Here is a 12,570-nt window from a genome sequence, read left to right as displayed (position 1 = left end):
AGGGGTCTCATGGAACAGACAATCAAAATGCCACAACTCGGGGAAAGTGTGACCGAAGGGACGATCACGACATTCCTCGTCAAGCCGGGCGACCGGGTCGAAGAGTATGAACCACTCGCTGAAGTCATGACCGATAAAGTGACGGCCGAGATCCCGGCGACGAGTGCTGGGATCATTAAAGAGCTGTTGATTGGTGAAGGCGATACCGTTAGCGTCGGAACACCAGTCTTGACGATGGAAGTCGCAAGCGCTACCGATGAGCCCGCCGAAGTGACAACTGAAGACACGAAGCAGCCGGAACAGGCTGCGGTCGTCGCGACCGTTCCTGTTTCCGCGCCGCCGCGTAATAGAAGCGCGAACGGGCGTTTCTCACCGGCCGTCATCCGTCTCGCGAGTGAGAACGATATCGATTTGGATCAACTCGACGGCTCAGGACTCGGTGGCCGGATCACGCGGAAAGACGTCCTTCGTTACTTATCGGAAGGTCGTCCGCGCCAACCGGAACCGGCGACGCAAGTACCGGTCCAAGAGACGATGACGCAAGTGAAGCTCGATGTGCCAGAAACCGTCACGAAACCGTCCGTCGCGCCAATGACCGCATCGACACCGAATGAGTCGTCAGACCGCATCGAGATGATCCCGACGGCGGGTGTCCGTCAAGCGATCGCGAGCAACATGGTCCGCTCGAAGCACGAGGCACCGCACGCGTGGCTCATGATCGAAGTCGACGTGACGAACCTCGTCGAGGCGCGCGCCAAATTGAAAGATGAGTTCTTCGAACGGGAAGGCGTCAAGTTGACGTTCATGCCGTTCTTCATGAAGGCGGCGGTCGAGGGTCTGAAGAAACATCCGATGATGAATTCGGAGTGGGCCGGGGACCATATCAAAGTCCATAAAGATATCCATCTATCGGTCGCCGTCGCGGCGAACGATGCGCTCTACGTCCCGGTCATCAAGCATGCGGACGAGAAGAATATCAAAGGGCTCGCCGTCGCGCTTCAAGACGTCGCCGGCCGTGCCCGCGCGAACCGTTTGAAAGCCGACGAGATGCGCGGCGGCACGTTCACGATCAACAATACGGGTGCTTTCGGCTCGATCCAATCGGCCCCGATCTTGAACTACCCGCAAGCGGCGATCCTCTCGGTCGAGTCGATCGTGAAGCGTCCCGTCTGGGTGAACGGTATGTTCGCGGCACGCGACATGGTCAACTTGTGCATGTCGGTCGACCATCGCGTCCTCGACGGTCTCGTCGCCGGACAGTTTTTACAGGCGATCAAACAGTCGCTCGAATCAATCGACCCGAACACGTACACGCTTTATTGAGCCAAAAAGGAGCCACGGACACATGTCCGTGGCTCCTTTGGTTAAATTGACCGTTCAATCAATGACTCGATGTCGCGGCGAATGCGTTCGGGCGAAGATAAGTCGGCCTGTGAGTAGCTGAGCCGATGTGTCGACTCATCGGTCCCGGTTAAGTCGGCGAATAGACTGCCTAAACTATGAACGCTCTTGTCGACTTGGATCAACAAGTCGAGGTTCGTCTCGTCTTGGAGCAAGATGACCTCGAGTTCGTCGAGCCGACGTCCGAAACTTGTGCCGTTCGGCGAATACTCGAGCTCTTGAGCAATCGGGAGTCGTCCCGAGCGCTGTCTGGCCGGCAGCATCTCGGTATCGGCTTTTTTCAAGCGGAAACCGATATCGTCGAGCACGTCGAGGATGACTTGCTGCTGCCGATTCGGTTTGACGAGAATCGAATCCTCGTCTTTCGGGTCGACCGCTTGGGCGATATCGAGGCCGGTCTCGATCCATGTCTTCGACTGGCTGACGGAGATCGGTGTGTTGAACGGCACCTCGATCGTGAACGGGATCTCTTTCACTTCGTCCGGTCCGATCATGAACGGCGCCTCGTTCAACAAGATTTTTTCGATTGTGAACGTCGAATACGTCGTCTTGTCGTTGACCTCGTGCTTGTAGAGCGTATTGAAGAAAATGTAGATACGGTCGACCGATTGTTCGACGTTGCCGCCTTTGATGTGGACGACCCCGTCGAGCGTACCGCCGGGAACACAACTGTTCTCCGCAAGGCGCGTATCGACGGTCGCGGCCCCGATTCCAATCGATGAAAGTAACTTTTTAAACATATAATGATCCTCCTTTGACGTTTGCACGTGTTCGTGTAATAGTATGTACGGATGCACGTTTAAAAAGTTTCGAAACTACTTAAAAAAAGGATGAATCAAGTGGAATATACAGATTTGATGGAACGGCTCAACGGTCTGATCGAAGATGGGGAGCTCGTGACGGCGACAATCAGTCAACCACGTCAAAAATCGAGCGATTTACGCCGGGTGAAACTGAAGCCGGTATTGTTGAAAGATGAGTACCACATACAGTTTGAATACCAATTTGAGCGCGTCATGAAACATAAAAACTTACGTACGGAAGAAGCGATCGCAGAGCTTGGACAGCTGCTCGAAAACTTTCGGCAAGGACAGTTTCAGCTGAAAGCGACCGAGCTCCATTTTCAACTCTCGAAAAAGTTTAAAGTGACGTATAAAGAGCGGCCAACGGACGTGAAGCAAGTGAAACTGACGCACAACCGCGAAAAGCAGTACGTGCTGCCGGTCGATGAGCCGGTCCCGTTCCTGATTCGCCTCGGCGTCCAGTCGGCAGATGGGAAAGTGAAGCGTCAGAAGTACGATAAGTTTAAACAAATCAACCGGTTCCTCGAGTTCATCGAGGATTCGATCAAATACCTCCCGACCGACCGGACTGTCCGGATTCTCGATTTCGGGTCGGGCAAATCGTATCTGACGTTCGCCTTGTACCATTTCTTGCATGAGATGAAAGGGTATGACGTACACATCACCGGGCTCGATTTGAAGAAGGAAGTTATCGAGGAGTGCGCCGGAATTGCCCGCGACCTCGGCTATGAACGGCTCGAGTTTCTCGTTGGGGACATTAATGAATTTGAAGGCGAGTCGGCGGTCGATATGGTCGTCACGCTCCATGCCTGCGACGTCGCGACCGACATGGCGCTCGCGCGAGCGGTCCGCTGGGGGGCGAAAGTCATCTTGAGCGTGCCGTGTTGCCAGAAAGAACTGAACCGGCAACTCGAGGCGCCGAGCCTCGACGTCATGCTTCAACACGGCCTCGTCAAGGAACGGTTCGCGGCGCTCGCCACCGATTCGATCCGGGCCGAACTGCTCGGTCTCGTCGGCTATGAAGCGCAGTTGCTTGAATTTATCGATATGGAACATACACCAAAAAACATTTTGATCCGCGCCTATTTAACGAACCGTGAAGCGACCGAAGAGCAGCGCGTCCGCTACAAAGCGTTCAAGTCATTACTCGGCGCGGACCCGTTCCTTGAAGGTCAGTTGAGCGATAGACTTGTCCTAACCGATCCACAAGACGTAAAATAAAGAAGATAAGACGAAAGTCGAAAGGGGAAACAATATGGATTTTCAATTATACTTTCAAGATGTAGTCGAACAGGCACGCAATGAAGTACGGGCAGCAGGATACACCGAACTGACGACACCGGAAGAAGTCGATGCGGCACTGAAAAAAGAAGGCAAGACGCTCGTACTCGTCAACTCGGTATGTGGTTGCGCCGGTGGGATCGCTCGTCCGGCCGCGGCCTATGTGAACAAGATGGAAGGCACGAAACCGGATCAGTTCGTCACTGTCTTCGCCGGGCAAGACCGGGAAGCGACGGACCGGGCTCGTGAGTATTTCGAAGGGTACGCCCCGTCGTCACCATCGATCGCGCTACTCGAAGATGGAAACATCGTCACGATGGTCGAACGGAGCACGATCGAGTCGTCGACGGCTGAAGAGCTCGTCGAACAGTTACAGACGTTGTTCGATATTTATTACGCGTAATCAATGTGTGGGCGCAAAGGCTTTGCCTTTGCGCTTTTCCTTAAGAAGGGATCGATCGAATGGAACCAGTCGTTAAAATCATGAGTGAGGCGGAATATGCGATCGCCTTGTCGCGAGGTGAGATCAACGAAGAATCGCTCCAAACCGAAGGATACGTTCGTTGCTGCACCCCGCAACAGATCAGTAAAGTCGCGAGGCGCCACTATCACGGGGAGCGGGTCGTGCTCGTCTCATTCCATATTAGCCGCCTCGGCAGCTTGCTCCACTACGAGCTAGATGAGGACGGAGATCGCTATCCGCACGTATATAGCGCCATCCCGATCACGTCGGTAAAACGGGTTCAACCTTATGGGTCGACAGATAACGGTACGGTCACGTATTTCGCTTACGAGCGGATGTGACCGTATTTTTTTTGGATTTTATGCATGAATATACTTTACAATTAATAATTATGTGTATATAGTGGTTGAAGAACAAGTCAGACATATGAAGAGCGGAAGAACTATTGAGACAGAAAGACAAATATGTCATAATTTTGTTAAAGTTCTGACAATTCCATCTTATTGAAAAGGGGAAAATGAACATGAAAAAAAGTTTTCTAGCATTATGTATCGCAGCACTGGCTGCATTTTCGGTCGCCTGTGGCGCCGACGTCAATGAAGGCGGGTCATCGTCGACGAATGAGGAAGACGACAAAGTCCTCGTCATGGGGACGAGCGCGGATTACTTCCCTTATGAGTTCGTCGATACGGCGAGCGGTGACGAGATCGTCGGATTCGATATCGACATCGCCAAACAAGTGGCCGACAACATGGGCTATGAATTGAAAATTGAAGATATGGATTTCGGTAGCTTGCTCGGGGCATTGAACGCTGGACGTGTCGATTTCGTCATGGCGGGCATGACGCCGACTGAAGAGCGGAAAGAGAACGCTGATTTCACAGATATTTACTTTACGGCGAAAAACTTGATTCTATCAAAAGGCGACGCGATTCAAACGCTTGAAGACCTAGACGGGAAACAAGTCGGCGTCCAGCTCGGTTCGATCCAAGAAGGGATTGCCAAAGACCAGATCCCTGGTGCGGAAATCGTCGCCTTGAACAAGATCCCTGAGATCATTCAAGAAATCAAGACAGGCCGCATCGACGCAATGGTCATCGAAGACACGGTCGCGAAGAAGTACCTCGACCAAGACAGCGAGCTATCGACGTTTGAAATCGTTGACGAAGAAGAAGCCGGCTCGGCCGCGGCTTTCCGAAAAGACGATGAGCTCCGCGATCAGTTCAACGAAGAGTTGAACAAATTGATCGAATCAGGAGAAATCGAGAAGTTAGCTCAAAAATGGTTCGAAGAAGAAGCAGCACCAGCTGAATAATTATGGATCAAGGCTGACTGAAAACATCAGTCAGCCTTTTTTAGGAGGAACTTATAATGGATTTTAGTCGGATTTATGATTCTATGCCGTACATTCTTGAAGGGATCCCGGTCATGTTCCAAGTCGTGCTCGTCTCGGCGCTGTTCGGGATCACGTTCGGTGTCGTCGTGGCCACGTTCAAGATCGTGCCGAACCGTCTCGTCAACTTCATCGGACACGCCTACACGGCCGTGTTCCGGGGAACACCGCTCATCTTGCAACTCGCCATCATCCACTTCGGCTTGCCGCAGTTGACGGGCTTTATCACGACACCTTATCAATCGGCCGTCATCGCCTTCTCGCTCAACTCGGCGGCGTACATCTCGGAGATCATTCGGGCCGGGATTCAAGCGGTCGACAAAGGCCAGTGGGAAGCGTCTGACGCACTCGGTGTCCCTTACGTCAAACAGCTGCGCTCGATCATCTTGCCGCAGGCGTTCAAAAACATCTTGCCTGCACTCGTCAACGAGATGATCACGCTCACGAAAGAGTCGGCACTCGTCTCGACGGTCGGCGTCCTCGATATTATGCGCCGGGCCCAAATCGTCGGAGGACAGAAGGCGATCTACTTCGAACCGCTCCTGTTCGCCGGTGTGATATACTTTACGATAGTAATGGTGTTGACATACTTTGGTCAACGTCTTGAAAAACGGTTAAGAAAGAGTGATGGCAGATGATACAAGTAAAGGATTTATACAAACAGTTCGGTGACCTTGAAGTGTTGAAAGGGATTACGACTTCGATTGAAAAAGGAGAAGTCGTCGCCGTCATCGGTCCGTCGGGTTCCGGTAAGTCGACGTTCTTACGTTGTTTGAACATGCTCGAAGTGCCGACAAGCGGAACGGTCAGCGTCGCCGGATACGAGTTGACGAAAAAAGGGGCCAACGTCTCGAAGGCACGGCAAAATATCGGGATGGTGTTCCAACAGTTCAACTTGTTCCCGCATATGAACGTGCTCGACAACTTGACGTACGCACCGATCAACGTGTTGAAAGTCAGCAAGGCTGAAGCGATCGAACGAGCGAAGACGTTGCTCGAGCGTGTCGGATTATCGGAGAAGATCGATGCTTATCCGAGTCAGTTGTCAGGCGGACAAAAACAACGTGTCGCGATCGCCCGGGCGCTTGCCATGGAGCCGAACGTCATGCTGTTTGACGAGCCGACGTCGGCGCTCGACCCAGAGATGGTCAATGAAGTGCTCGACGTCATGAAAGGACTCGCCGATTCAGGGATGACGATGGTCGTCGTCACGCACGAGATGGGCTTTGCCCGTGAAGTGGCTGACCGTGTCCTGTTCCTTGATGAAGGCATCTTGATGGAGGAAGGCAAACCGGCCGACCTGCTCCTCAACCCGCAGACGGACCGGGCCAAACGGTTCTTAGAAAAAGTCTTGTGATGACACGTTCCATCTGACACTAGAAAGGGAGGGTTCGAATGAAGATCACTTACTATGGCCATGCGACAGTCCAGCTCGATATCGACGGGATGAGCGTCTTGATCGATCCGTTTTTGACGAGTAACCCGCATACAGACGTCGACCCGGCGACATTGAAAGTAGACTACATCTTGTTGACGCACGCGCATTTCGATCATATCGAGGACGTCGAACTGATCGCAAAGAAAACGGGCGCGACGATCGTCGCGACACATGAACTCGCGACCTATTACGAGAAAAAAGGCTATTCGGTCCACGGCATGAACATCGGGGGCGGGTATTCCTTCCCGTTCGGCCGTGTCACGATGACGCAGGCGTTCCACAGCTCGAGCCTTGACATGGGCGACGTCCCGGTCTATATGGGGATGCCGGGGGGCTTCATCATCGAGACGAACTCGCTGACGCTTTATCATGCGGGTGATACGGCATTGTTCTCGGACATGAAACTGTACGGTGAACGGTTCGAGATCGACGTCGCCTTCCTGCCGATCGGGGACAACTTCACGATGGGGCCGGTTGACGCGCTCGATGCCGCCCATTGGCTGCAGGCGAAACGGATCGTCCCGATCCATTTCGATACGTTCCCACCGATCAAACAAGATGCACGTGCTTTCTGTGACCAGTTACATCAGCGCGGTCTGTTGATCGAACCGAACACGACGATCGAGATTTGATGACGCGTCAAGCGATTCAAGCTACTGAACGTTTCGTGACGAAGCTTCATACCGGGGATCATACCGGGCATGACATGAGTCATCTCGAACGGGTGCGTCGGCTCGCCGAACATCTCGCTGAAGGGATGGCGGTCGACCCGCTCGTCGTCACACTCGCGGCGCTGCTTCATGACGTCGAGGACGCGAAACTCGGTCGAGCCAAAGGGCTCGTCCGGCATCATCTCGAGACGATCGCCCTCAGTACAAGCCAGACGGACCACGTACTCGCCGTCATCGCGGAGACGTCGTTCTCGCAAGGCAGACTGCCGACGACGCTCGAGAGTGCGATCATTCAAGACGCGGACCGGCTCGATGCGGTCGGTGCGATCGGCATCGCCAGGACGTTCCAGTATGCCGGATCACGTGGCACACCGCTCTATGATCCGGACGACCCGTCGAGCGCCATCGCGCATTTTAGTGACAAGCTGCTCTTGCTCGCGGACGGGATGCATACGGACCGGGCGAAAGCGATCGCCCGCGACCGTCACGCGTTCATGACGTCTTTCTTGAAGCGGTTCGAGGCGGAATGGGTTGGCGAAGATATGTAAAACGGCCGAGGAGGGATCCTCGGCCGTTTGGCGTTAAAATGGATGTTTATTGAGCCAATGCCCGCCGTCGAGCGAGATGCATTCACCGTTCAAGTAACGCATCTCATCCGACGTCATCCAGAAAGCGAGGTCGGCGATCTCTTCCGGTGTCCCGAAGCGGCCGAGCGGGACGTTGCGGCGGATGCGTTCGACTTCTTTGACGTGGACGGCGAGTTTGTCGGCCCCGCCGGTCCGTTCGATCGGCCCCGGGCTGATCGCGTTCACGCGGGCCCCGAACTGATAGCCCCATTCGACGGCGAGCGTCCGGGTCAAGTTCAGGACGCCTGCTTTAGCGGCGGCGCTTGGTGCGACACCAGCACCCGCCTGCCACGCGTACGACGCGACCATGTTGATGATCGAGCCGTCACGTAGTTGTTCGCGCTCCCAGTGCTTTCCGAGGACGTGCGTACAGTTGAACGTGCCGTTCAAGACGATGTCGATGACACTCGTCCAACCGTTCGGTGTCAAATCGAGCATCGGACAGACGAAATTGCCGGCGGCGTTATTGACGAGCGCATGCACCGGACCGAATCGTTCGACAATCTGATCGAGCGCTTGGGCGCACGCCTCGTAATCGCGGACGTCGTGTTGGACGGGTAACGCTTGTCCCGCACCGATCGCCTCGAGTTCAGCCATCGTTTCTTGCAGGCGCTCCTCGTTACGGCCGCTGATGGCGACGTTCCAGCCTTCGCTTTTAAATTTTAGCGCCATCGCTTTCCCCATGCCGGACGAGCCGCCGGTAATCCAAATCGTTTTCAAATGAATCTCCCCCTTTGAATGAATGGTCGTTCATTTTTAGTATTCGGGTTTGACTCTAGGGATTCCTGCAAAAAAAACGACGGCCGTTTGGCCGTCACTGGAGCTGTTTCAAATAGTTTAATCCGAGCTCGCGGTCGATGCGATACATCGTCCCGGCGACTTTCTCGCCCCAATACGGATCCGAGGCGTAGAAGACGTTGACACCTTCCTGTTTGTTGCCGGGGAACGGGCCGCGGTCGTACGATCCGGTCACATACTTCTCGGCGAACAAGCGGGCCGCAGCATCGACACTCGCCTCGACTGAAGCGAACGTCGAGGCGTTTCCGCTCGGGTCGTCATCCGTCGCTTTGAACCCGAAGAGATTATTTTTATCGCGGGCGATCGCGGACGTCCCGTATCCCGATTCGTGACCGGCGACGGCGAGTAAGAACAGGGCGTTAATACCGAACGCGGCTTCAGCGTCCTTGAACGCATCACCTTTTCCGGTGAGCGGACTGTCACCGAGCGTGGCAAGAAATTGATCGAGTTCGCGGGCCGAGTACGGGGATTTGGACTGAATCGAGGCGAATTGGTACGGTGAATCGAAGACGTCCCGGACGTTTTCTGTATAAAACCGGTCCGACGCTTCCTGCGGGGCCGGTCCGACCAAAAACGTCCCAGCCAAGTTCCCGTTCGCTTCGACGGTATGGAGTACTTGTCCGTCCCGCATCTCGTAATAGCCGCGTTTCTCGACGACGGCGTCCGGGTAGAGCGTCATGTCGGCCAGCGGTACGTACACGTCGGCACCGGAGATGGTGACTCGCAAATGGTCGGAACCCTTTCCGACGAGCCTAAGCCGGGTGCCGCCGGCGACGTACGACTGCCGCTCCTTGAACTCGGCATCTTTATACAGGTTCGTGACCCGGTCGGTCGGCGTGACGGCGATCCCGGTACCGGTAAAGTCGATGACTTCGCCGGACGGGCCGAGCAAGGCGCGATTGTCGCCGCGTTCCATGTAGGTGCGGGCTTCAGCGAGCGACTCGAAGTGACGGGACGAGACGTCACCATCAGCGAACGTCTCGACGGTGTACGTCCCATTGCCCCGCTCTTGTAACCAAAGAAAGCCGAAGATGGCAAGTGCTAAGGTGAGCAGGGCGGGCAAGAGCCGGCGTCGTTGTTTTTTCTTCAATAGGATCACTTCCAAACTTGAGGATTGCCAAACAGAGAAAACTAGTAAACAATTTTGTATGAGAGGAGGGAATGATATGAAAATTGGTACACGTACGTTAAAGACGGCGGTCGCGGCGGGGATCGCGATGCTCATCGCTGAGACGATCGATCTCGATTACTACGTCTTCGCGGCCATCATCGCCATCCTCAGCATCCAAGAGACGCGCAAGAAGTCATTCCGGGCCTCATATGAACGTGTCATGGCAAGCTTGCTCGCCATCGGGATGGGCGCGTTGATGTTCACGTTACTTGGCTATTCGCCGGCGACGCTCACACTTTATTTTGTCATGTTCATCCCGCTCGTTCAACAGCTCAAACTGCAGGACGGCATGATCACGAGTGTCGTCATCTTGACCCATCTGTACACCGAAGGACGGTTCTCGCTCGACTTGTTCTTGAACGAACTCCTGTTGATCGCGATCGGGGTTGGCGTCGGGCTCGTCGTTAACATGTATATGCCGACGCTCGATAAAGACATCGAGCGCATTAAAGAGAGTATCAACCGGGCGCTCGCGGTCCACTTCTATGACGTCGCAGCCTGTGTCGAGACCGGTGTGTACAATAACCATTCGATGATGCTGTTGAAGACGCGTGACTATTTAAAGAACGGGAAAGACTTGGCGCTCCGCCGGATGGGAAACTCGATCGGGAAGCGCAACGAAGACATGGACTATCTATACTTTCGGATGCGCGAGCGCCAGTACGATATTTTGAAGCGGATTGCTGATAATGCGCGGGAAATCACGATGGTCGTCAATGAGGCGAAACCCGTCGCCGCGTTTTTACGCCGCGTCGGCGACAACGTCAACGAGCAGGCTGACGCCTCGGCGTTTCTTCGCGAGCTCGAGGACATCATCGACCATTATCGAAAAAACGTACCTCTCCCCACATCGCGTGAGGAATTTGAGGTACGCTCGTCGCTGCTCAATATTTTGTCAGATGTGAAGAGTTACTTGATCTTGAAAGAACGGTACATTCTCCTGTTACAGGAACATGGCCATCCCCGACAAAAACGTGCTAAGCAAGAAGATTGATACGATGACGACGACGCCGATTTGAATGATGCGTTGTCGTTTCTGTTGTTTTTTTCTCATGAGGATCCTCCAAAACGTGTTTGACCTCATTGTACAGAATGGAAAAGGTTCGTGCAAACGACATGAGTTTGTTATAATGACCAAGAAATGTTTGGATGGAGGGATGTTTTTATGGTAAACGAGACACGTGTGCTGGACACATTTTTACAGTTGGTCAGCATCGATTCAGAGACAAAAGAAGAAGCAGTCATCTGTGAGCATTTAAAGTCGGTCTTCACAGAACTCGGATGTGACGTCTACGAAGACGACGCATCGACAAAAACTGCACATTCAGGAAACAATCTTATCGTCACGTTGGCTGCGACGAAACAGGGCGTTGACCCGATTTACTTCACGGCCCACATGGATACGGTCACACCAGGTAAAGGCATCAAAACGAGTATTAAAGACGGTTATATCGTCACGGACGGGACGACGATTCTCGGTGCCGATGACAAGACGGGGCTTACGGCGATGATCGAACTCGTTCGGGTCTTGAAAGAGGAGGCGATCCCACACGGTCAGATCCAGTTCGTCATCACGGTCGGTGAAGAATCGGGTCTCGTCGGTGCGAAAGTGCTCGACCTCTCGAAAATCGATGCGAAATTCGGTTTCGCACTCGACTCGGACGGATCGGTCGGCGATATTATCGTGGCAGCTCCAACCCAAGCAAAAGTGAACGCGAAAATTTACGGGAAGACGGCCCACGCCGGCGTCGCCCCAGAAAAAGGCGTCTCGGCGATTCAAATCGCAGCGAAAGCGATCGCAAAAATGAAGCTCGGCCGGATCGATGAAGAGACGACGGCTAACATCGGACGCTTCGAAGGCGGCCGCGCGACGAATATCGTCTGTGATTACGTCGAAGTGCTCGCCGAGGCCCGTTCGCTTATCCACGATAAGATGGAAGCGCAAGCCGAAGCGATGAAACAAGCGTATATCGAAGCGGCTGAGACGCACGGCGGTCGTGCTGAAGTCGAGATTGACATCATGTACCCGGGCTTCAAGTTCGAAGAAGGCGACGAGGTCGTCGAAGTGGCGAAGTCAGCCGTGACAGCAATTGGACGTCCGATTCGTATCCTTCATTCGGGCGGGGGCTCGGATGCGAACGTGATCGCCGGTGGAGGAATTCCGACGGTTAACCTTGCGGTCGGGTATGAAGAAATCCATACGACGAACGAACGCATGCCGCTCGTCGAACTGTATAAGTTGATTGAACTCGTTGTTGAAATTGTCGGGCAAGTCGCAACACCGGAAACAAACTAAAAAAAGAGCCGACGCTAAGTCGGCTCTTCCTATGTGTTCGTGTGTTTATGCGGCGAACTCCAACGATTCTAAAACGAGTTCGTCTGAGCAGTGAAGTTCGGTCGCTATGTCGTGAATTCGGATCGAGGTGCCTGCTTCTTGTTGGTGTTTGCGATTCATTGAAGTCGCTCGTTCCCGAATCACTTCATACAAAGCGTCGGAATGTTCAACTTTATTCATCACGGATCAC

Annotated in this window: 15 protein-coding genes; 11 read left to right on the top strand and 4 right to left on the bottom strand. The window is 53.9% G+C overall.

The annotated features are described in order from the left end of the window. Positions 1 to 9: 9 nt before the first annotated feature. The gene (locus EVJ26_RS07700; RefSeq protein WP_131458853.1) at positions 10 to 1,323 is read left to right on the top strand and encodes a dihydrolipoamide acetyltransferase family protein; all 1,314 of its coding nucleotides are present in this window, start codon (positions 10 to 12) and stop codon (positions 1,321 to 1,323) included. Positions 1,324 to 1,364: 41 nt separating this feature from the next. Here the strand turns inward: EVJ26_RS07700 and EVJ26_RS07695 are convergent, their stop codons facing one another. Further along, positions 1,365 to 2,141, bottom strand: coding sequence for a sporulation protein (locus EVJ26_RS07695; protein WP_131458487.1), 777 nt, complete (start codon positions 2,139 to 2,141; stop codon positions 1,365 to 1,367). 99 nt (positions 2,142 to 2,240) lie between these two features. Here EVJ26_RS07695 and EVJ26_RS07690 point away from each other — a divergent pair, with 99 nt between their 5' ends. The 8 genes from EVJ26_RS07690 to EVJ26_RS07655 all read left to right on the top strand — a co-directional run bounded on the left by EVJ26_RS07690 (position 2,241) and on the right by EVJ26_RS07655 (position 7,998). Beyond that, positions 2,241 to 3,425: a class I SAM-dependent methyltransferase gene (locus EVJ26_RS07690; RefSeq protein ID WP_070327071.1), complete on the top strand. Its 1,185-nt coding sequence runs from the start codon at positions 2,241 to 2,243 to the stop codon at positions 3,423 to 3,425. A 34-nt stretch (positions 3,426 to 3,459) separates the two neighbouring features. Then, a complete protein-coding gene (locus EVJ26_RS07685) occupies positions 3,460 to 3,888 on the top strand; it encodes a BrxA/BrxB family bacilliredoxin (protein ID WP_070327072.1) in 429 nt (142 codons plus the stop codon). A 59-nt stretch (positions 3,889 to 3,947) separates the two neighbouring features. After that, on the top strand, positions 3,948 to 4,289 hold the full coding sequence (locus EVJ26_RS07680) for a DUF952 domain-containing protein (protein ID WP_131458485.1): 342 nt from the start codon (positions 3,948 to 3,950) through the stop codon (positions 4,287 to 4,289). 182 nt (positions 4,290 to 4,471) lie between these two features. Then, positions 4,472 to 5,263, top strand: coding sequence for a transporter substrate-binding domain-containing protein (locus EVJ26_RS07675; RefSeq protein ID WP_131458483.1), 792 nt, complete (start codon positions 4,472 to 4,474; stop codon positions 5,261 to 5,263). 56 nt (positions 5,264 to 5,319) lie between these two features. Next, positions 5,320 to 5,979, top strand: a complete 660-nt coding sequence (locus tag EVJ26_RS07670; protein WP_201738347.1) for an amino acid ABC transporter permease — start codon at positions 5,320 to 5,322, stop codon at positions 5,977 to 5,979. Then, a complete protein-coding gene (locus EVJ26_RS07665; RefSeq protein ID WP_070327076.1) occupies positions 5,976 to 6,698 on the top strand; it encodes an amino acid ABC transporter ATP-binding protein in 723 nt (240 codons plus the stop codon). Before EVJ26_RS07670 ends, EVJ26_RS07665 begins: the two co-directional genes overlap by 4 nt. Positions 6,699 to 6,736: 38 nt before the next feature. After that, positions 6,737 to 7,411, top strand: coding sequence for a metal-dependent hydrolase (locus EVJ26_RS07660; RefSeq protein WP_131470191.1), 675 nt, complete (start codon positions 6,737 to 6,739; stop codon positions 7,409 to 7,411). Continuing rightward, positions 7,411 to 7,998, top strand: coding sequence for an HD domain-containing protein (locus tag EVJ26_RS07655; protein WP_131470199.1), 588 nt, complete (start codon positions 7,411 to 7,413; stop codon positions 7,996 to 7,998). The genes EVJ26_RS07660 and EVJ26_RS07655 overlap by 1 nt, the downstream gene beginning before the upstream one ends. A gap of 33 nt (positions 7,999 to 8,031) precedes the next feature. On the opposite strand, the gene fadH is transcribed toward EVJ26_RS07655, so the two are convergent. Both fadH and EVJ26_RS07645 read right to left on the bottom strand, forming a co-directional pair. Further along, entirely contained in the window at positions 8,032 to 8,802 is a 771-nt protein-coding gene (gene fadH, locus EVJ26_RS07650; RefSeq protein WP_201738350.1) for a 2,4-dienoyl-CoA reductase, read from the bottom strand. An 88-nt stretch (positions 8,803 to 8,890) separates the two neighbouring features. Then, entirely contained in the window at positions 8,891 to 9,973 is a 1,083-nt protein-coding gene (locus EVJ26_RS07645) for an N-acetylglucosaminidase (protein WP_236635532.1), read from the bottom strand. A 67-nt stretch (positions 9,974 to 10,040) separates the two neighbouring features. Between EVJ26_RS07645 and EVJ26_RS07640 the strand changes: the two genes are divergently transcribed. Both EVJ26_RS07640 and EVJ26_RS07635 read left to right on the top strand, forming a co-directional pair. Beyond that, the gene (locus EVJ26_RS07640; protein WP_131467868.1) at positions 10,041 to 11,039 is read left to right on the top strand and encodes an aromatic acid exporter family protein; all 999 of its coding nucleotides are present in this window, start codon (positions 10,041 to 10,043) and stop codon (positions 11,037 to 11,039) included. Positions 11,040 to 11,210: 171 nt separating this feature from the next. Then, entirely contained in the window at positions 11,211 to 12,341 is a 1,131-nt protein-coding gene (locus EVJ26_RS07635; RefSeq protein ID WP_131467870.1) for a M20/M25/M40 family metallo-hydrolase, read from the top strand. 45 nt (positions 12,342 to 12,386) lie between these two features. On the opposite strand, the gene EVJ26_RS14470 is transcribed toward EVJ26_RS07635, so the two are convergent. Then, positions 12,387 to 12,560 carry a hypothetical protein gene (locus EVJ26_RS14470; RefSeq protein ID WP_173647369.1) on the bottom strand — a complete coding sequence of 58 codons (174 nt, stop codon included), beginning with the start codon at positions 12,558 to 12,560 and terminating at the stop codon, positions 12,387 to 12,389. Positions 12,561 to 12,570 lie beyond the last annotated feature (10 nt).

Origin of the sequence: Exiguobacterium sp. SH3S1, assembly GCF_004337105.1 — a bacterium.
Classification (GTDB): Bacteria; Bacillota; Bacilli; order Exiguobacteriales; family Exiguobacteriaceae; genus Exiguobacterium; species Exiguobacterium aurantiacum_A.
This window is presented reverse-complemented; position numbering and strand designations above follow the sequence as displayed.

What these genes read in the sequence shown, in the direction of transcription:
- EVJ26_RS07700 (WP_131458853.1), top strand. Translation starts at nt 10, where the DNA reads ATGGAACAGACAATCAAAATGCCACAACTCGGGGAAAGTGTGACCGAA.
- EVJ26_RS07695 (WP_131458487.1), bottom strand. Translation starts at nt 2,141, where the DNA reads ATGTTTAAAAAGTTACTTTCATCGATTGGAATCGGGGCCGCGACCGTC.
- EVJ26_RS07685 (WP_070327072.1), top strand. Translation starts at nt 3,460, where the DNA reads ATGGATTTTCAATTATACTTTCAAGATGTAGTCGAACAGGCACGCAAT.
- EVJ26_RS07680 (WP_131458485.1), top strand. Translation starts at nt 3,948, where the DNA reads ATGGAACCAGTCGTTAAAATCATGAGTGAGGCGGAATATGCGATCGCC.
- EVJ26_RS07675 (WP_131458483.1), top strand. Translation starts at nt 4,472, where the DNA reads ATGAAAAAAAGTTTTCTAGCATTATGTATCGCAGCACTGGCTGCATTT.
- EVJ26_RS07670 (WP_201738347.1), top strand. Translation starts at nt 5,320, where the DNA reads ATGGATTTTAGTCGGATTTATGATTCTATGCCGTACATTCTTGAAGGG.
- EVJ26_RS07665 (WP_070327076.1), top strand. Translation starts at nt 5,976, where the DNA reads ATGATACAAGTAAAGGATTTATACAAACAGTTCGGTGACCTTGAAGTG.
- EVJ26_RS07660 (WP_131470191.1), top strand. Translation starts at nt 6,737, where the DNA reads ATGAAGATCACTTACTATGGCCATGCGACAGTCCAGCTCGATATCGAC.
- EVJ26_RS07655 (WP_131470199.1), top strand. Translation starts at nt 7,411, where the DNA reads ATGACGCGTCAAGCGATTCAAGCTACTGAACGTTTCGTGACGAAGCTT.
- EVJ26_RS07640 (WP_131467868.1), top strand. Translation starts at nt 10,041, where the DNA reads ATGAAAATTGGTACACGTACGTTAAAGACGGCGGTCGCGGCGGGGATC.
- EVJ26_RS07635 (WP_131467870.1), top strand. Translation starts at nt 11,211, where the DNA reads ATGGTAAACGAGACACGTGTGCTGGACACATTTTTACAGTTGGTCAGC.
- EVJ26_RS14470 (WP_173647369.1), bottom strand. Translation starts at nt 12,560, where the DNA reads ATGAATAAAGTTGAACATTCCGACGCTTTGTATGAAGTGATTCGGGAA.